18 protein-coding genes are annotated in these 19588 nt (G+C 38.2%); 4 read left to right on the top strand and 14 right to left on the bottom strand.

Annotated elements, in window-relative coordinates:
* Window positions 1-90: 90 nt before the first annotated feature.
* Entirely contained in the window at window positions 91-531 is a 441-nt protein-coding gene (locus FXW34_RS00300; protein WP_147531736.1) for a MarR family winged helix-turn-helix transcriptional regulator, read from the bottom strand.
* A 194-nt stretch (window positions 532-725) separates the two neighbouring features.
* Between FXW34_RS00300 and FXW34_RS00295 the strand changes: the two genes are divergently transcribed.
* Window positions 726-1961, top strand: a complete 1236-nt coding sequence (locus tag FXW34_RS00295; RefSeq protein WP_147531733.1) for an MFS transporter — start codon at window positions 726-728, stop codon at window positions 1959-1961.
* Between the two features lie 37 nt (window positions 1962-1998).
* Here the strand turns inward: FXW34_RS00295 and FXW34_RS00290 are convergent, their stop codons facing one another.
* The gene (locus FXW34_RS00290) at window positions 1999-2529 is read right to left on the bottom strand and encodes a hemerythrin domain-containing protein (protein ID WP_246140786.1); all 531 of its coding nucleotides are present in this window, start codon (window positions 2527-2529) and stop codon (window positions 1999-2001) included.
* A gap of 223 nt (window positions 2530-2752) precedes the next feature.
* On the opposite strand from FXW34_RS00290, the gene FXW34_RS00285 reads away from it, so the two are divergent.
* A complete protein-coding gene (locus FXW34_RS00285; protein WP_147531732.1) occupies window positions 2753-3082 on the top strand; it encodes a hypothetical protein in 330 nt (109 codons plus the stop codon).
* Window positions 3083-3257: 175 nt separating this feature from the next.
* Here FXW34_RS00285 and FXW34_RS00280 read toward each other — a convergent pair whose 3' ends face one another.
* From FXW34_RS00280 to FXW34_RS00265, 4 genes are read right to left on the bottom strand one after another with little or no spacing between them, the layout of a single operon-like run.
* Window positions 3258-3542 carry a ferredoxin family protein gene (locus FXW34_RS00280; protein WP_147531730.1) on the bottom strand — a complete coding sequence of 95 codons (285 nt, stop codon included), beginning with the start codon at window positions 3540-3542 and terminating at the stop codon, window positions 3258-3260.
* Entirely contained in the window at window positions 3542-4837 is a 1296-nt protein-coding gene (locus tag FXW34_RS00275) for an FAD-dependent oxidoreductase (RefSeq protein WP_147531728.1), read from the bottom strand. Before FXW34_RS00275 ends, FXW34_RS00280 begins: the two co-directional genes overlap by 1 nt.
* Complete coding sequence (locus tag FXW34_RS00270) at window positions 4830-5855, bottom strand: electron transfer flavoprotein subunit alpha/FixB family protein (protein ID WP_147531726.1); 1026 nt, start codon at window positions 5853-5855, stop codon at window positions 4830-4832. Before FXW34_RS00270 ends, FXW34_RS00275 begins: the two co-directional genes overlap by 8 nt.
* Window positions 5856-5896: 41 nt before the next feature.
* Window positions 5897-6724, bottom strand: coding sequence for an electron transfer flavoprotein subunit beta/FixA family protein (locus FXW34_RS00265; protein ID WP_147531724.1), 828 nt, complete (start codon window positions 6722-6724; stop codon window positions 5897-5899).
* Window positions 6725-6964: 240 nt separating this feature from the next.
* On the opposite strand from FXW34_RS00265, the gene FXW34_RS00260 reads away from it, so the two are divergent.
* Window positions 6965-7699 (top strand): ZIP family metal transporter, encoded by a 735-nt coding sequence (locus FXW34_RS00260; RefSeq protein WP_147531722.1) that lies wholly within the window; start codon window positions 6965-6967, stop codon window positions 7697-7699.
* Between the two features lie 204 nt (window positions 7700-7903).
* Here the strand turns inward: FXW34_RS00260 and FXW34_RS00255 are convergent, their stop codons facing one another.
* The 8 genes from FXW34_RS00255 to FXW34_RS00220 all read right to left on the bottom strand — a co-directional run bounded on the left by FXW34_RS00255 (window position 7904) and on the right by FXW34_RS00220 (window position 17223).
* On the bottom strand, window positions 7904-8155 hold the full coding sequence (locus tag FXW34_RS00255) for an aspartyl-phosphate phosphatase Spo0E family protein (RefSeq protein ID WP_147531720.1): 252 nt from the start codon (window positions 8153-8155) through the stop codon (window positions 7904-7906).
* Between the two features lie 728 nt (window positions 8156-8883).
* Window positions 8884-9708 carry a nuclease-related domain-containing protein gene (locus FXW34_RS00250; RefSeq protein ID WP_147531718.1) on the bottom strand — a complete coding sequence of 275 codons (825 nt, stop codon included), beginning with the start codon at window positions 9706-9708 and terminating at the stop codon, window positions 8884-8886.
* A gap of 217 nt (window positions 9709-9925) precedes the next feature.
* On the bottom strand, window positions 9926-10411 hold the full coding sequence (locus FXW34_RS00245) for a methylated-DNA--[protein]-cysteine S-methyltransferase (RefSeq protein ID WP_147531716.1): 486 nt from the start codon (window positions 10409-10411) through the stop codon (window positions 9926-9928).
* Between the two features lie 128 nt (window positions 10412-10539).
* Window positions 10540-12834: a thiamine pyrophosphate-dependent enzyme gene (locus FXW34_RS00240; RefSeq protein WP_147531714.1), complete on the bottom strand. Its 2295-nt coding sequence runs from the start codon at window positions 12832-12834 to the stop codon at window positions 10540-10542.
* On the bottom strand, window positions 12834-13847 hold the full coding sequence (locus FXW34_RS00235; RefSeq protein ID WP_147531712.1) for a 2-oxoacid:acceptor oxidoreductase family protein: 1014 nt from the start codon (window positions 13845-13847) through the stop codon (window positions 12834-12836). Before FXW34_RS00235 ends, FXW34_RS00240 begins: the two co-directional genes overlap by 1 nt.
* A gap of 419 nt (window positions 13848-14266) precedes the next feature.
* On the bottom strand, window positions 14267-14989 hold the full coding sequence (locus FXW34_RS00230) for a LutC/YkgG family protein (RefSeq protein WP_147531709.1): 723 nt from the start codon (window positions 14987-14989) through the stop codon (window positions 14267-14269).
* A complete protein-coding gene (locus FXW34_RS00225) occupies window positions 14989-16416 on the bottom strand; it encodes a LutB/LldF family L-lactate oxidation iron-sulfur protein (RefSeq protein ID WP_147531707.1) in 1428 nt (475 codons plus the stop codon). Before FXW34_RS00225 ends, FXW34_RS00230 begins: the two co-directional genes overlap by 1 nt.
* A gap of 90 nt (window positions 16417-16506) precedes the next feature.
* Complete coding sequence (locus tag FXW34_RS00220; RefSeq protein WP_147531705.1) at window positions 16507-17223, bottom strand: (Fe-S)-binding protein; 717 nt, start codon at window positions 17221-17223, stop codon at window positions 16507-16509.
* Window positions 17224-17804: 581 nt separating this feature from the next.
* Here FXW34_RS00220 and FXW34_RS00215 point away from each other — a divergent pair.
* Window positions 17805-19499 carry an L-lactate permease gene (locus FXW34_RS00215; protein WP_147531703.1) on the top strand — a complete coding sequence of 565 codons (1695 nt, stop codon included), beginning with the start codon at window positions 17805-17807 and terminating at the stop codon, window positions 19497-19499.
* Window positions 19500-19588 lie beyond the last annotated feature (89 nt).

The following is a 19588-nucleotide window of genomic DNA, read 5'->3' as shown; positions in this document are numbered from 1 at the left end:
TTCATACCTCCCTAGTGATAAAATGCTATGATAAACTCGCTTGACCTACTCCTAAAAAAAGAAAAAGCAGTCTTAATTATGACCGCTGTTTTAATATTTTCCGACAGATAAACCTAATTTCTTCAGTATGTCTATCGCGGTATTCTTTTCTTCATCACTAAGTACTGACATAATTTCATTAATTCTTTGTTCATGCTCTGGGAAAATGTCTTCAATAAATTGCTTTCCCTCATCGCTGATTTTTGCATATGTTACACGTCTGTCATTTGGACAAGCAACTCTTTTTAGTAATCCCTTTTGCTCTAGTTTATCTACTACATACGTGATGCTGCCGCTTGCTAGTAGAATTTTGCCCCCTATTTGCTGAAGTGGCTGCTCTCCTTTATGATACAAAAGCTCTAAAACAGCAAATTCAGTTGGGTTTAGGCCATTTTTGGCAATAAACTTGTTTACCTGTTCGTTAATTGCTTTATATGAACGCGAAAGCACAATAAATAATTTTAATGATTGATTAATTTGCTCAGTACTCATTGCCGCTTCATCCTCAATAATTAATAAAAAAATCTTGAATTCAAAGTAATTATAGTAAATCGCAACATATATGTCAAATATCGTTAAAGCTTTGATGTTATATGCAAGGACTCAAGCAAAATCATTCTATTTAAACCAAAAATTATGTAAGATACAAATATTAAATATACTTATTTAGGAAGAGGCGAAACACTTTGAGTCAAGCTGCGCTAAACGTTGGGTCCACAGGGAATCAACAACAAGCCACAACCTATAAAATATTAATCATTCTTGGTCTTTGCCATTTATTAAATGACACACTTCAAGCAGTTGTTCCAGCAATGTTTCCAATTTTAGAAAAATCGATGGGGTTATCATATACACAATTAGGGATGATTGCCTTTTCGTTAAATATCGTCGCCTCACTTTTGCAGCCTATCATCGGAATGTACTCCGACAAAAAACCAAAGCCTTACACACTTCCGCTGGCTTTGAGTTTAACCTTAATCGGGGTAACAGGTCTGACATTTGCTCCAAATCTAGAGCTAATCATGCTTTCTGTTGCCTGCATGGGAATTGGCTCAGCCATGTTTCATCCGGAAGGCTCTAAAGTTGCCTTTTGGGCATCGGGACCACGACGCGGCTTAGGCCAATCAATATATCAGGTTGGTGGAAATACAGGTCAATCATTAGCTCCCCTTATCACTGCTGCCGTGCTAGTTCCACTTGGACAACGAGGAGCTGCTTGGTTTATCTTAGTTGCTGCAGCTGCGGTTGGATTACTCATTTATATTTCAAAATGGTACAGTGCGAAATTGCTAATAGAGAAACGAAATCAAACTCAAAAAAACGGTCATTCTAAAGCGCTGAATCAACCCTATCCGAAGATTGCTTGGTTTGGTTTAGGCGTGGTGCTATTTTTAATTTTTGCAAGGTCCTGGTATGTAGCGGGGATGACAAACTACTATGCCTTTTATGCGATTGAACATTATGGACTTACAATAAGAGCGTCGCAAACTTATGTTTTCGTCTTTTTATTAGCAGGTGCGGTTGGTACCTTTTTTGGTGGACCACTAGCTGACCGTTTTGGTAAAAAGACTGTTATTTTTGCTTCATTAGTAGGTTGTGCTCCAATAACCGTATTCATGCCTTTTGTAAATAGTACGTTAGCTTTAGTATTTTTAGCGATTTCTGGCTTTATTTTAATGACCAGTTTTTCCGTAACCGTTGTTTATGCCCAGGAGCTTTTTCCAGGCAAAATTGGTACAATGGCTGGTTTAACGGTTGGTTTAGCCTTTGGGATGGGTGCAATTGGCTCGGTTGGACTCGGATACATGGCCGACGTCATTGGCCTTACAGAAACAATGATAATAGTCGGACTTCTACCATTACTAGGAATTTTCACAAGCCTATTACCATCTGATAAAAAATTGAAAGACCTATATTCTTAAAGTCAAAAAAAGGATGGGAGCTCCCATCCTTTTTCGTTTATATCTGTTTAATTTTCTCAGCTAGCTCTGCTTTTTCTTCATCTGAAAGCATATTTTCCGCCATTGGAAATAACACATTTTCTTCCTTAGAAAAGTGATCAGTTAACGTGAAATAAGCATTTTTAATAAAATCACTGCATTCCTTCATCTCATCAAGACTCAAATGATCACGTTTTTCAGCTGTCTTTTCAAAAAAGCGACCAATTAATAATTTGGCTTGAGTATGCTCATGCTCCATCACCGCAATCGGTCCCATTCCGACACCCAAGTATCTTTCCATCATTCGAAACAGAATTCTTTCCTCCCGCTCAGAATGCGGCTCAAGCTCAGCGATAAAGGTACTTACTGCTGGCTCTAATTGAGCAAAATTCTCTTTAACAGCTTCATTTTTATCTATTTTTGAACATATATCAAACAAGCCATGAAGCTTCTCTAATAACGGAATATGTTCACATTTCAACTGGGCAAGCCCCTCGCTTAATGTTACTGTTCCATTCCCCATCATCGTACTTGCGCAACCTTGCATCATCAAGTATTTCCCCTTTCATTTCCTTTGAACCAAGTATAAAAAGAATACAGATTTATCGTAGTGATGATTATCACTCTTGCGTTTTATACTTTGAAAAAATCCATTTTTTTATTTGTTAAAAATAAAGCCAACTATTTCACTGACAAGAAAAATTAAAATTTATATCAAGGTTTTTCCATTTCATTCATATATTAAAGAGACAACTCGCTAAGGAGGGAAAAGCATGCATTTTAGTACCTATCGTGAATTTTATCCCAAATCGTTAATTACGATGGGAACAAAGGACAGAAGCTCGATACAGGAATCTGACTCTAGGTTAACTCATTGGCTAGTTTCCTTAGAAGGTTACCCCGAGGCTTATGAAACATATTATTATTGGAAGGTTTCTATTTATCCCGCTGATTGTGAAGGAACCTTTAATTGGAATACCCCCTTACATCGCTCTTCTCAATACAAAACCTTTGATGAAGCATATGAGGCTGCCTTAGTTTTAGAAAAAGCCTGTCAGGATTCAGAGATATCAATGCTTGATTTTATAGAAAAAGCCAACTAAGCTGCGTCTAAGTCCCCTAACCATTTTTTCTTTCTTCTTTTTCTCCTTGTATGTGAAATATTAAACACAACCAACTCATCTATATACCCCTTAATTTATCAACCACTAACAAAAAACTAACCCCCAGCACTATCATTAAGCACTGAAGGTTAGCTTATTATTGTTTCAGTATGAATTAAGCTAGGCGGAAAATAATTCCATGTCCTCCCTTAGGATATTCCCACTTAATATTTTGGTATGGGCAACCAATTCGACAACTGCCACATTCATGACAACCTTCATAGCCGACATGCATGCGGATGTCTTCCCACTTATAAACCTCCGCCGGACAAAATACTGTACAATATTTCTCTGGACATTTTGTCGCACAAGTATCATGGTCTAGCACAGTTAAATGCGATTTTGTATCCGCTTTAAACCTGACCAAATATTGTTTTTCCTCAATTGTTTTTGTCGACATTATTTAACCGCCCTCCAAGCCCGATAAATATCCTGCAATACTCTCATTCTTCCTTTTTCCTTTGTCATACTGCGAATGATTTCTTTTTGCTTATCACGCTTTGGTGTGCCATCCACCGTGAAGAATTTGCTCGCTGCCTGGTTCATCATCGGCATATATTCTTTGAAATATTGCGGATAATTTTCAAATGTATGAGCTGTATCTTTGTATTTTTCCAGGTCCTTCATGATAAAGCTGCGACTTAAAGCGTCTTTATAACTATTCAAGCCTGTCTCGCTAAAATCATTCATTTCTTTTGCCTTCACAATGGCTTCAGCAGCCATTTTTCCTGAAGACATCGCCATGTTTGAACCCTCTCGATGAATGGCATTAACAAATTGCGCCGCATCACCGACAACTAGGACGCCATTGCCGACCACTCTCGGAACTGAATGGAAGCCCCCCTCCGGTATCAAATGCGCTAAATATTCGGCTGATTCTCCACCCTCTAAATATGGTTTCACCATTGGATGATTTTTCAATTGATCCAGTAAGTCATAAGGCTTTAGCTTCGCTTTGATCATGCTCGACAACGTCGTACCGACGCCAATATTTAAGCTTTCTTTATTTGTGTAGAGGAAGGCAGTTCCTAGATTTCCTTTCGTTGAATCACCAAAAATTTCAATTGTACAGCCCTGATTGTCCTCAAGATTAAAACGATCATTAATTTTATCCTTAGGAAGGTTAATCACTTCCATGACCGTTAAGGCAACCTCATCTGGTCGAAATTCCTTATGAAAGCCCAGCTGCTTACCTAACAATGAATTGACCCCGTCTGCCAATACGACGACATCGGCATAGATTTCCCCATCAGGTCGGTCTGTTTTAACACCAACAACTTTTCCATTTTCAACGATACATTCCGTTACAACTGTCTCGCAAATTAACAATGAACCTGCTTCAACTGCTTTTTCTGCAAACCATTGATCAAACTTTGCCCGTAGCACAGTGAAATTATTATACGGCTCTTGTGCCCATTCCAGCCCTTTATACCCAAATGAAAGGACTGATTCCTTATCCATCATCCAAAAGCGTTGCTCTATCACAGGTCGCTCCAGCGGGGCTTCCTTCCAAAATTCAGGAATGATTTCCTCCATCTGTTTTCGGTACAATACCCCGCCCATTACATTCTTACTGCCAGGATATTCGCCTCGTTCTATTTGCAGCACTTTTAAACCTTGCTTTGCACAAGTATACGCACAGGAGGTACCTGCCGGTCCAGCCCCAACAACAATGACATCAAATTTTTCAGACATAGCTCATTTCACCGCCTTTTTCGGTGCGTAGCTTCTTAAATTGGTCAATCAATTTAGGTAGAATTTCGAGGGCGTCCCCAACAATTCCATAAGTTGCTACATCAAAAATGGGTGCGTTAGCATCTTTATTAATCGCAATAATTAATTCCGAGTTTTTCATGCCTACAACATGCTGAATCGCCCCCGAGATGCCAATCGCAAAGTAAATTTTCGGTGTTACAGTTTCCCCTGTTTGCCCAACTTGGTGCTCATGCGGGAGCCAGCCTGCCTCAACGACATCTCGTGAACCACCTACAGTTGCCCCTATTAACGACGCGAATTCGTGAATGAGTTCAAAATTTTTACTATCACCCATTCCTTTGCCACCAGCGACAATAATATCCGCTTCTGCTAAATTCACCTTTTTTGTGACCTCTTTCACAATTTTTAGCACTTTCGTTCTCATTTCAGATTCTGCAATCGAAATGCTTTCCTCGATGATTTCACCTTTTCTGTTTTGGTTCGGCTCAAGTGCTTTCATCACCTTCGGACGAACGGTGGCCATTTGCGGTCGATGTTTTTTACAGAGAATCGTGGCCATGATATTACCACCAAACGCAGGTCGGCTCGCTTCTAATAGTCGCTTTTCCACATCAACATCAAGCATAGTTGTATCCGCCGTTAAACCGGTGGACAGGTCAGTTGCGACTGCACTGGCCAAATCCTTTCCATTTGATGTTGCTCCATATAAAAAGATTTCCGGTTTATACTTTTCTGCCAGCATGACGACACCCTTCATATAAGATTCTGTTCGATAATCTTTAAGAACAGGGTTATCGATTAGATATACTTGATCTGCACCATGAGCAATTACGGTTTCCGCTAAAGGTTTCACACCATCACCTAACAGTACCCCACTAAGCGGTACCGAAAGCTTATCGGCTAGGCTTCTTCCTGCACCCAATAATTCCAGGGAGACGCCAGCAATATTCCCACTACTTTGCTCAATAAAAACCCAAACACCTTGATATTCGTTCATAATTCATCTCCCCATTTCAATTAGAACAATTTCAAAAAAAATTATTTTTGATTAGATGAAAATTGAAACAGATGTTTTTGCTCCATTAATAGTGTCACTAATTGATCAACCTGTTCAGAGGCTGATCCTTCAAGCCTTTTTCCACCTTCAGGTCGCGGGGGTGTAAACATTTTCCCAACAATTGTTGGTGATCCTTTTAAACCGAGCTGCGGTCTATCAACATTGCGAAGATCATTGACTGACCAAATGACTGGCTCATAGCGGGCAGCTTTAATCATGTTTGGCATTGGTGCATATTCAATATCGTTTATTTGCTTCTCAACCGTTAACAGACATGGGAACTTCGTTTCAATAAGCTCATAACCATCTGTAATTTTTCGCTTCACAATGATTTTATTTTTCTGCTTATTGATTTCTGTAATTTCAATTACATTAGTGATAGGAGGAATATCTACTCGTCTGGCAATTCCAGGTCCAACTTGTCCAGTATCACCATCAATCGCATGCTTACCACAAATGATTAAATCAATTGGATGTTCCTCTGCAATTCTTTCAATTGCCTTCGAGAGAGCATAGCTCGTCGCAAGAGTATCAGCTCCGGCAAAAGCTCGATCTGATATTAAATAGCCACGATCGGCACCAATTTCTATACTTTTCTTTATTACCGCAGTCGCTTGTGGAGGTCCCATTGACAACACTGAAATTGTTCCACCGACTTCTCTTTTAACCCTTACTGCCTCTTGCACAGCATGACCATCATAAGGGTTTAATATTGCCGGTGCACTGCGCCGGTCAAGCGTATTGGTCTTCGGGTTTATTTTTATGATTTTTGTATCAGGCACTTGCTTCACACAGACTAAAATGTGCATATCATTCATGCCCTCCTTTTTAGAAAGTTTTGCGGTTCGGCTTGCTCATTAAAACCGTGTTTATTACGATATATGTGTAAAAAGAAGGGTCTAGTACAATCTTTTATATATTCTTGAATTAATGAAGTAGATTCATATAAGATTATTCTTTAAGAGCTAAATAGTTTGATGGAATAGCGATAAAAAGCTACAATATTATCATGTTTAATCAGGAAAATAAGTATTTAGTAGGGGGGAGATATAATGCAGGTTGCAATCGGTAGTACACTCTCTGCCCTTTCGACAGGTCTGGGAGCATTAATCATTTTATTCATGAATACATCAGTAACACACCGCTTTCGTGACCTCCTACTCGCCTTTACTGCGGGAATTATGATGTCTGCGTCAACAATGGGACTGATTCCAGAAGCATTAAATAGCGGTGGATTTTTACAGTTAACAATAGGAATTATTCTTGGAGTAGTAACATTAACACTATTAGAAATGTATATACCACATATGGATTTACACCATTCTAGTAAAAATATACAATTCGATGAAAAAGCGTTACTCATTATTGCGGCAATAACGTTACATAACATCCCTGAAGGGTTATCAGTTGGAGTCAGCTACGCATCTGATCCCGCCTTAGAAACGGGAAACCTTATTGCCTTTGCAATCGGATTTCAAAATGCTCCTGAGGGCTTGCTAGTTGCACTTTTCCTTGTTAATCAAAATATTAGCAAGTTCAAAGCTTTTATTTTGGCTACATTAACCGGGACGATTGAAATTGTCACTTCATTTTTCGGATATTATTTAACTTCTTTTGTTGATAACTTAGTTCCATATGGACTAGCTTTTGCAGCTGGGGCAATGTTGTTTATCATCTATAAGGAGTTAATTCCTGAGAGCCACGGTGATGGTAATGAAAGAACTTCGACCTATTCATTTATCCTTGGCCTATTGTTTATGATATTAATCATTGAAATATTTTAATAAATTACCCTTTACAAAGACAAAGAAAAGAGGAATACTCATTTGGCGTTCTTTTGAGTACTCCTCTTATTTTTTGCTTATTTCTTCTATTTATAGGGATAGTCAAGCTGTACGGGAACATCGACCGCGCACAACTGTTTTTTTTCACCAAAAACCGTAACTGAGAAATTTTCAAAATGTCGTCCAGAATAAGAAATCTAAATTTCAAGCTTCGACAAGCACATTGGGTATTAGTGCCATCATTGACCAAAGTACTGCCTTACTTCCCTCCTGTCGCTTTAGTTTCGTAAAAGCCTCTTTTTGATATTGAAAGATCAACTGGTCCAATTCCTGACTTCGTTTGACCGTTTCTTCATCCGTAAGAGTTTTTCCCTTCTTTTCGACCGTGTCAACCAGTCTTGTTTTTAACTCATTAATTTCTTCCATTAAAGACTTACTTTCTTTTTCCTGGTACAACTTCTGTTTCCTCCTAACCCAATCCCATCTCAATTCATCTCAATTAATCAATTGGTATAACTATATTAATCAACGTTACTGATGAATTATCACAAGAAATGAATAAAAAGTAAATAGAATCGCAAAACTAGACATTTTTTTCAATATTATTTTTTATCGACAGTAATTGTCGAATTTTCTCTTTAAAAGAGTAGTGTTGATATGTTAATAACTACTTATTTTGGGAGGCACTTAAAAATTTAATACTCAATAACCCTCATTGACCATTTATTTTCTTGCACCACTCTCAAACCACGTACTCAATAACCCGCATTGACTGCTTATTTTCTTCCACCACTCTCAAACCACGTACTCAATAACCCGCATTGACTGCTTATTTTCTTGCACCACTCTCAAACCACGTAATCAATAACCCGCATTGACTGCTTATTTTCTTGCACCACTCTTAAACCACGTACTCAATAACCCTCATTGACTGCTTATTTTCTTGCACCTCGCTAAAACCACGTACTCAATAACCCGCATTGACTACTTATTTTCTTGCACCACTCTCAAACCACGTACTCAATAACCCGCATTGACTACTTATTTTCTTGCACATCACTAAAACCACGTACTCAATAACCCTCAATTTTCAAATTATGCTCAATAGACCACCAAAATTAAGTATCCAACCAACTAAATAGAAAATCACCATTATTCATAATATGACCATTGTCCATACCCTACTAATTTATAGTTGATTTAAGAATTTTCCAAACCCAAGTTACGGTAATTGGCAATCCACACCACTCATAAACAATCGCTGTCGTTATCTTCATGTCCGGAAATAACAATCTTAACTCCCCCACGCTCCGCACTATAGCAGCTTCGATCTTCTCCACATGACCGCAATCGGCACAAACAAGCTTTCTCCCGTCGACCACCACAGAAAATGAGAAGCATTGTTTGAACTTATTTCCTTTTTTCAGTGAGTTAAAATCATACGCAGGAAACACCAAATAAGAAGCATCCGCAATATGATGACTCACCAACATTTCTGCTAGTTTTATATGGGAACCATTGAGATTGGCTGGCTTTGAATTAATTTCTTGAATGAATTTATTTAGTTGAGGACGATAAACGATGGGTTCATCCCTCGGGGCTTGATACAAGAAGAACTCAGGATTAATGAAGACAACATTGCCATCAATAGCAAGATTAAAGCCATTTTTAAAAAGGAGTTTACCGAGTAGTATTTTGTTTCGATTAAGTTGTTCTAAGGGATTTTTGGTGAGATTGTTTGGAGAGTTAGAGTTATAATGAAAGTTTCTATCTTGGTAATAGTAATCACCTTCAAAATTTTTGATTTCGCTGAGGAGGATTGCTCTTTGAGTAATGATTGTAGAATCAATTTGGAATTTATTGTTGTCGTAATTTAAGAATAAATCGTTTAAAATAAGAAATTTTTGATCAAGACCTGCGTCAGTAGCAAACTTATCAAATTGAACTTCACCTTCATAACCTTTCTGAAGGTAATGGTAATCCTGCCTCGTTTTAGCAGGTATATCCATTCTACCATCTAAAATCTGATACTTTGTTAATTCTTTTGACCTTATACGATTTTAAAAAAAAGTCATTATTCACACCCTCTCTGCGATTCTAGGTTCATCATATAAAATTACCACTTTCTATCACATGGATATATTGTGAATTTTCAAAATCAAGTCTAGATAAAAAAACTGAGCTCGTAAAAAGCAAGCTGCTCATCCACGATCTCAGTTCTTGTATTTATAGTGCACCTTCAAATTCTAGTAATTTTTCTTTAATATCCACTCGTGTTCCGGCGTAGCCTGTTAGTGAGTGATTTTTACCAATGACTCGATGACATGGAATGATAATGGGATAACGATTGGCTTTATTTGCTTGACCAATAGCACGAACGGCTTTAGGATTATCGATTGCAACAGCAATATCTTGATAACTCCTTGTCTCACCAAAAGGGATTAAGCTCAGTTGCTCCCAAACCGATTTTTGGAAGCTTGTCCCGCAAACTGAGAGCTGCAGGTTAAATGTCTTTCTTTTACCAGCAAAATATTCCTGCAATTGCTGTGCTGCCTCCTTAAGGCAGGGAAGTTCAGGCTGATAGGTAATCATGGTAGTGTCCTCATGTTTATGAAAATCCGCTTCGCCTAGGTGAATAACCGAAAGCTTTTCATCTTCTGCAACTAAGAACAATTCATCAATAATACTAGCAATTTTCGTATAATACCGCATCAAACCACCCTTTCATTTCTATTATACTTTCTTACAAAAAGAAACCCAACACCAAAGGCGCTGGGTCAAAATATAGGAATGGGTAAAAAATGATTAATATTTCATGGATTGGCTATGAAATACTAGGATTATAGGAATGGACTTTCGTGTTTTGCTTTAAGCTGTTGCCATCTTTTCTCGATGATTCGCTCGAAATCTTCAAGTAATGGCTTGTTTTCTTCCTTGAGTAAATGCTTAGATTTACCCATATATTTCAACCATTCGGAAACAGCAATTTTCTTCTTCTTTTCCTCAGGGTTGTAAGTGATAGTTGTTACACCTTCTTCAACCTCATATAGCGGGAAGAAGTTTGAGTTAACAGCTGCTTCAACGATAGTTGTACCGTAGCGGTCTTCTGATTTCCAGTTTAATGGACATGCAATCAAAATTTTACCGTAAACAGTACCAACGTTTTGCGCATACCATTGAGCTTTTGCCGCCTTCTTAATTAAATCTTGTGGGAAGGCTTCTGTTCCAGTAAACACATAAGGAATGTTAGTTGCAGCCATAATTTGTGGCGTATCCTTATGATGGAAAGTTTTACCTTGTTGAACTTTACCAACAGATGAAGTGCTTGTCATGTGTCCAATTGGTGTTGAGTATGACAATTGAGAACCAGTATTCATATAGCCTTCATTATCGTATTCAAGCATAATCAGCTTGTGTACACGAAGTGCCGTACCAATTGCTGATCCCATTCCGATATCCATACCGCCGTCACCAGTTATCATAACGAAGGTAGCATCATCAGAAATTTCAACTTCACCACGGCGTTTCAATTCAAGGAATGCCTCAACTGTACCAGACAATGTTGCTGCACCATTTTGGAATAAGTTGTGAATCATCGTTTGCTTATGTGAAGAATATGGATAAGCAGTTGTCGTTACATAGGCACAGCCTGTTTGGAATAATACGACAACATCGCCTTCAATTCCTTTAAAGAACAATTCTAGACCACCGAAAATACCACAGCCTGGGCATGCACCATGTCCTGATGCAATACGCTTAGGCTTTGTTGTTAAAGCGCGAAGTGGTGGAATCTTCACTTTTAATTTGTTAGTCTCTTCATCCTTTGTAACCTGAATAAGACCTGTCTTATATGCTTCACCATGTTGTGGTTCAATTACTGGCTTTAAGACTTTTTCTGGATTACCTGGTACATGACCAAAGTAATCAAATGGCTTTTCAGCATAACCTTTTTCCATTGCATCGATTGCCATTTTGAAGAAGGCTTCAGCGTCATCCGCATAGAAGTCTTTACCGCCAAGACCGAACACACGGCTAAGAACGATTGTTTTATTTTCCTTGTCATCTTGTAGGGCAGATTTAACTTCATGAGTTAAGTTTGGACCATTTGCACCATAAGAATCAGCACGTTCACCAACAAGTAAAGCTTTTACATTTTTCAATGCTTCGCGAATTTCTTTTGCTGGGAAAGGACGAATGATATTCGGGCTGATTACACCAGCTTTAATTCCTTGTGCACGTAACTTATCAACAACATCCTTCGCAGATTCTGCAGCAGAGTTTAATAAGAATAATGCTACTTCAGCATCTTCCATTTTATACAAATCTAATACATCATAGTTTCTGCCAGAAAGTTTAGCATATTCAGCCGCTACTTCCTTGTATACTTCACCAGCACGATAAATCGCTTCGGATTGTTGGAAGTGGTTGTTCATTAAGTCGTGACCATCCATGTGCGCACCAATTGTTACTGGTTTCTTTGGATCACGAGCAAAATTGTAATCGGTTGGAGCTTCACCAACAAACTTCTGAACAATTTTACGATCCTTGAAATAATTAACTTTACGCTTTTGGTGTGAAGTAAAGAAGCCGTCATACGCAACGATTACTGGTAATCTTACTTCTGAATGCTCAGCGATTTTTAAAGCCATGATATTCATATCGTAAACAGCTTGTGGTGTTTTTGCTGTTAAAATAACCCAGCCAGTGTTTAGGCCATAGTATAAATCGGAATGGTCACCACGGATATCAAGCGGACCACTAACTGAACGCGTTACTAAGTTCATGACCATAGGGAAACGAGTTCCAGCTTGAACTGGTAATTGTTCAATCATATAGAGGAAGCCGTTTGCACTTGTTGCGTTAAACACACGTGCACCAGTTACAGCAGCACCATAACAAATTCCGGCTGAACCATGCTCACCATCAGCTGGAATTAATTTGATATCGTGTTCTCCACGTGCTTTCATCATATCAAGGTATTGCGCTACCTCAGTTGATGGAGTGATTGGGAAATAACCCATAATATGATAATTGATTTGGGCTGCAGCCATCGCAGCCATTTCATTTCCTGATTCAAATGTTGTTACTTGCTCTGCAGAAATTCCTGTTGAAACTTTATCTTCAAGAATTGCCATTATCTCATACCCCCTGTAACATAAGGAAAGTTCTGTTTCACACGATTATCATCTGCATAGCCAATTACTTCACGTAAATCTGCTAATGCAGTGGTTGGACAGGCCTCTACACACTTTAAGCAGCCTTTACAGTATTGATAATCGATCCCCTTTAAGAACATTTGCTTACGACCGCGCTTGTCTTCGCCTTCTTCCCAAACGAAGCAATAATCTGGACAAACCGTATCACATGCTGCACAGTGGATACAATCATCCGCTTTATATTCAGGTAAGAATCCTTGACGTGATCCGCTTAAGTCTTTGAAAATACTATTTGCTTGAGCAACAATTACGCCACCCAATTCTTGTGTCATATATCCTAATTGTGGCTGTGGTCGTTTAAACGCTTTTCCGTCCACGCCCTCTGGAGTTTCGTATGTTTTAAATGTAACTGAGTTATACCCTCGGTCAAATGTACGGATATTTGGTTCAACTAAATGAGGATATTTCTTTTCAAAGGTTTTTCGAATAACCTTACGCATTGAATCTGGATCAAGGAAATCACAAATTTTAAACAATGCCCCGAGCATTGCTGTATTAACCTTTGTTTTTTCCTCAACCGCAATCGTTAAAGCATCAACAATTGCCAAAGTTCCGTATTCAAGCTTTAAATCTTTTTTCACATCATCAAAATCACGTTCCGTATTAACCAAGACGATACCATCCGAAGTTAAACCGCTTACAACATCAATTGTTTTGTAAAGTGCTTCATGAAAAACACCTACAACATGCGGCTGTTCAATCGGACTGTGATCTCTAATATCAACTTCTGGCTCGCAGAAGCGAATAAAACTTTTTACTGGAGAACCTTTCTTTTCTGATCCATAAGAAGAAAAGTTCGAACCATTAAGCCCCAAACCTAAAACTCCTGCTTCAGCTAACATTTTCCCTGCTAAATTGGCTCCTAATCCTCCAATAGATTCAAGACGGATTTCGTAAAAACCAAGGTCATTTTTTTTCGGTAAGACTGACATGTTCTCCCTCCCAGTACTTTTCCATCATTTGCAATATTGTTAACACAAATGACACTTTTTCTATTTGCATTGTAATACATGATTATATTTTTTGCTGTGACAAATGTCATACACCTTATGGAGAAATTATAACACAGTTTTTTTATGAATACCATAGAACGTTATTTATTACAGGAAAAATGTTGTTTTCTTTTTATATAACAGAATGAAATTTGATATATAACAGTTTTTGTTTTTCGTTTTAATTTGGCTTAATTATTGAATATTTTCATAATTTCACAAGATAAATTTGTGAAAATAGAACAAAATGTGAACGTTCTGCAGAAATATGAAAAGGAATTTATAACGAAAAAATAACTACAAAAAAAGCTATTCAAGCTAGCATTCGATTGAACGCTGCTAAAATAGCTTAAAATATCTTAAATATCTTCAACGACAATGTATGTGGCTCTAACAGGTCCGTGCACACCAACAACAAGATTCAACTCGATGTCAGCCGAGTTACTTGGGCCAGAAATAAAGTTAATGCACGAAGAAACTTGCTCGCCCTTTTGTACCTTTTCTCGTAAAATTCTAGCTGCTTGTGTGATACGAGGTACAATTGTACTTTTAGGGATAATCATAATCGAATTAACAGGTAAGAAGCTTACGTTTCTTCCCTTGCCTTTATCGCTTAACAAAGTAACAGTTCCTGACTCAGCAAGCGTAATGTCACTGATTGTAATACCAATATTGGCCTTTTCGGCAAAATCAATATTGGCTTTTCCACCCTTAGAAGGATCCCAAACTTGAATATCGATCCCCTCTTTCGGCCACTCTACTTTCATTAAATTATCTAAACCATATTCTGAGAAGCGAGCATCATCCCACGCAGAGATTGGTCCCCCACCAAAACCCTTCACTACTCCATTTAGCTCCGAAGGGAGGTTCTGCCGATTCGTTAGCACAACAGTTGTATGGATATTTTTACATTGCTCTTTTAATACATCTACTAATTGGTCTTGGGTATAACCCTTCATAACCGAATCTTGCGGATTGTACATATATTTAGGAGTTTTCGCAACGATATTTGGCTTATCGCGTCCAAGCCGCGTTGCAATTGTTTGAAGGAATGTATCACGATTTTGAATAGTTCCCTGCATTATGCTTTACCCCCTTTTTCACGTGTTTTCCACCAATCACGGAATCTCTCTTTAGTAGGTGCAGGGAAATCTCTCATCTCAGTCCAGGCCTTTAATGGTCCAGGCCCCTTGGAAATGACATCACCTACAGCAAATGGATTCATAGCAGCTGGTGCAAATTTTGTCCCCAATTTATAGACCGCAGGAGTTGATGCACCAAACCCAAAGGCTTTCATAATTAATTTTTCAGCTATAGGTGCTCTGCCGTCTTTTTCCACAATGACTTGTCGATGTTTATGAAGAAGTTCGTGAAGCGGGATTTTCACTGGACAAACTTCCGTACAAGCCCCACAAAGAGATGACATATATGGTAAATCTTTAAAATCATCATACCCTCCAATTAATGGAGTTAGCACGGCTCCTATTGGACCGGAATAAATAGAGTTGTAAGAATGACCGCCAACATGACGATATACTGGGCAAACATTGATACAAGCAGCACAACGAATGCACTGTAAAACTGATTGAAATTCACCGCCAAGAATATCCGAACGACCATTGTCGACAATAACTAAGTGAAATTCTTCAGGTCCATCAACAGCACCTTCATCACGCGGTCCTGTTAATACCGTGATATAACTAGTCAGCTTTTGCCCAACTGCACTGCGTGTTAGTAAACCAACTAATACTTCCATTTCTTCAAAAGTAGGGACAAGACGTTCCATACCCATAACCGTGATTTGAGTTTTAGGCAAGGTTGTAACTAAATCCGCATTCCCCTCATTGGTAACTAAACTGATAGACCCTGTTTCCGCCACCGCAAAGTTACACCCAGTAATACCTACGTCTGCCGACAAAAACTCTTCACGAAGCATTTTACGAGCATGCGCCGCAAGCTCTTCAGGGACAGATGTACCTGTATAGCCTAATTTTTCAGTAAATACATCCCGAATTTGTTCTTTATTTTTGTGTAAAGCAGGGACAACGATGTGTGAAGGTGGCTCATGATCATCCACTTGAAGTATGTATTCTCCAAGATCAGTCTCCACTACTGAACAACCGGCATCTTCCAAGGTCTTATTCAAATTGATTTCTTCCGTAACCATCGATTTTGCTTTAACCACTTTTTTAGCATTCTTACTTTTGACAACATTTTCGATGTAATCATTTGCTTCTTTTGCAGTTTGTGCGAAAAAGACATGCCCGCCCCTTTTAGCTACGTTTTCGCTTAGCTGCATTAAATAATAATCAAGATTTTCAAGAACATGCTTTCGAATTTCCTCACCATGATTACGCCATTCTTCCCAGTTTCCTAACGCCTCTGCAGCATTTGCACGACGAACCCCCATACTGTTTTGGGCTTTTGTTACCGCACCACGCATAAAGGTATCATTAATCCCTTTATCAAGGCGTTCTTTTAAGCTGTCTTCGCCGATTTTCATTGGCATAATATTGCCCCCTTTTTCTTTGAAATCTAGCTATATTTGATAAAAACATAATTCTGTTATTTGTATATATTAGCGGTATAACCAATAAAATTAGCGCATATTTAAAACTTCAGCTATATGCAAAACTTTAATCGGCTTTCCTTTACGGTCAATTCTTCCCCGAATATTCAATAAGCATCCTTCATCAGCACCGATTAAATACTCAGCTCCTGTTTCTTCAACATGTTGTGTCTTTTCATCAACCATTTGTTCTGAGATATGTTGCATTTTCACAGCAAACGTTCCACCAAACCCACAGCATTGTTCCTTACCAGGGAGCTCAGTAAATTTTAGCCCTTTCACATTTTGTAAAAGAGTAAGTGGTGGAGTTTTAATTCCAAGTAATCTAGTCATATGACAGGAAGTATGATATGTAACAGTTGCATCAAATTTTGCTCCAACATCTTCAACCTTTAATACTTCTACGATAAATTGAGTTAACTCGTATGTCTTGGCAGCGAGTTTTTTCGCTCTCGGCTCCCATACCGGATCTCCTTTAAATACATGCGGATATTCAGTAAACATATAGGCACATGAACCTGATGGTGAAACAACAACCTCGGCATGTTCAAAGGTCTCAATCATCTTTTTCATGGCTTCTTTAGATTCTTGCACATAGCCACTGTTATATGCTGGTTGCCCGCAACAAATTTGTGATTCAGGAAAATCAATTTCACACCCTAAACGTTCAAGCAGTTCTACAGTGGCTTTCCCAACATTACTGCGGAACAAGTCCACCAAACATGTTGCAAAAAGGGTTACTTTCATTTTTTTCGCTCCTTCGTGACTTTAATTCATTTCGACAAAGACAAGTCAACAAGTCATCTGATGACCTTTTGACCAATCAACATTGAAAGATATTACTATTATTACCATCATTACTATTATTACTATATAGATATAAGTTTTTGGAAGTGTTTTAAATAATATTCACAAAATAGACAAACTTTAAAGACACCGAATATTATTGTGATATTTTAATATTTGTTAACTGGAAAAGAATTATTTTTTCTTTAAATACTATATAAGTATCAAGACCTTTAATAACCTTATATTTCTAATGGAAAACAACACAAATAACATTAAAATAAAAAACTTTGCATAAAAATAATGTTTTTTTAGCAAAATAATTTCGATAATAATATTGTTTTTTCGACAATATTCTCATATAATTCGTTTTAACTAGTCATCACGTTATCACGTTATCACGTTAGAACAGATGCCTAGCAAAGGAATTTATTTTTCTCCTTTGAAAGCGTTTACTAGAATATTGGAAGGAGTGACAGTATTTTTATCAAAAATTTCGGGGGTAAGTTAACAAACCAAATCTATATACTTGGGGGAGTATTATGACATTCACACAGAATTTTACCGCAGTAGGAGATAGTCTCCTTTGGTCAGCAGTAGTAGCTCTTATTCCAATTCTTTACTTTTTCTGGGCATTAGCTATCAAACGTATGAAAGGTTATATCGCTGGTTTAACAACGCTATTAATTGCAATTTTAGTAGCTGTGTTCTTCTATAAAATGCCTGCTGGTATGGCTGTAATGTCCGCATCTCAAGGTGCAGTTTACGGGATCCTTCCTATCGGATGGATTATCATCACTTCCGTATTCCTTTATAAAATTACTGTAAAAACAGGTCAATTCGATATCATTCGTAACTCTGTACTTTCAATTACAGAAGACCGTCGTATCCAAGCATTATTAGTAGCATTCTCTTTCGGAGCATTCCTAGAAGGTGCTGCAGGTTTCGGTGCACCAGTTGCAATCTCCGCTGCTCTTTTAGTAGGTTTAGGATTTAACCCACTTTATGCAGCAGGTCTATGTTTAATCGCTAACACTGCACCAGTTGCTTTCGGTGCTATCGGTATTCCAATCATCGCTGTTGAAGGACCAACTGGAATTCCTGCAATGGAAATTTCAAAAATGGTAGGTCGTCAATTACCATTCCTATCAGCTTTCGTTCCTTTCATGTTAGTATGGATCATGGCTGGCTTTAAACGTACTATGGAAGTTTTACCTGCGATCTTAGTATCTGGTTTAACTTTTGCTGTTACTCAATACTTAAGCTCAAACTTCTTAGGACCTGAGCTTCCGGATATTCTATCTGCATTAGTTTCTTTATTTGCATTAGCTATCTTCTCTAAGTTCTGGAAACCAAAAACGATCTTCCGTTTCAGTGCTGAGGCAGAGTTGGCAGCAACTACTGCAACTGCTAAAAAACAAGACAAAGCTCCAGAGCACTATACTGGCGGACAAGTTTTCAAAGCTTGGTCACCTTTCTTAGTATTAACAGGTATCATTTCTTTATGGGGTATCCCAACGATTAAGCTTGCTTTAGCTGGTCACTACGAAGGCACAAACGCAATCTTAAAAGCAGTAAACTCACTTGGTCATGCATTAACTTATATGCCTGAAGTTCCAGGATTACACAATAAAGTAATTAACACTGCTGGGGCACCTGTTGCAGCTGTTTACAAGCTTGAAATTTTAGCTGCTGCTGGTACCGCAATCCTAATTGCCTGCGTAATCACTAAATTCATCACAAGCATCTCTTGGGGTGACTGGGTTAAAGTATTGGGAGATACGTTAAAAGAATTAGCGTTCCCAATCCTTACAATTGCATCTGTTGTTGGTTTCGCTTATGTAACTAACTCATCAGGTATGAGTACAACTCTTGGTATGTCACTAGCAAAAACTGGTGCATTATTCCCATTCTTCTCTCCATTACTTGGTTGGTTGGGAGTATTTATCACAGGTTCCGATACATCTGCAAACTTACTATTTGGAAACTTACAGAAGATTACAGCATTGTCAGTTGGAATGGACCCAGTCCTTGCCGTTGCGGCTAACTCTTCTGGTGGTGTAACTGGTAAAATGATTTCACCTCAGTCAATCGCAGTTGCTTGCGCAGCCGTTGGTTTAGCTGGTAAAGAATCAGATTTATTCCGTTTCACTATCAAATACAGCTTCTTCTTAGTATTACTTGTTTGTATAATGACTTACCTACAACACACTGTATTCTCATTTATGATTCCATAAGCCGAGAATACTTTCGAAAAAGCATTTTCCCAATCGGGAGAATGCTTTTTCTTTTTGCTTTGGTTTCTCCCTATCAATTTCGTCCATAC

Source organism: Bacillus marasmi, assembly GCF_902168435.1.
Classification (GTDB): domain Bacteria; phylum Bacillota; class Bacilli; order Bacillales; family Cytobacillaceae; genus Bacillus_BU; species Bacillus_BU marasmi.
The sequence above is the reverse complement of the archived record's forward strand: the minus strand, read 5'-3'. Positions and strand labels throughout refer to the sequence as shown.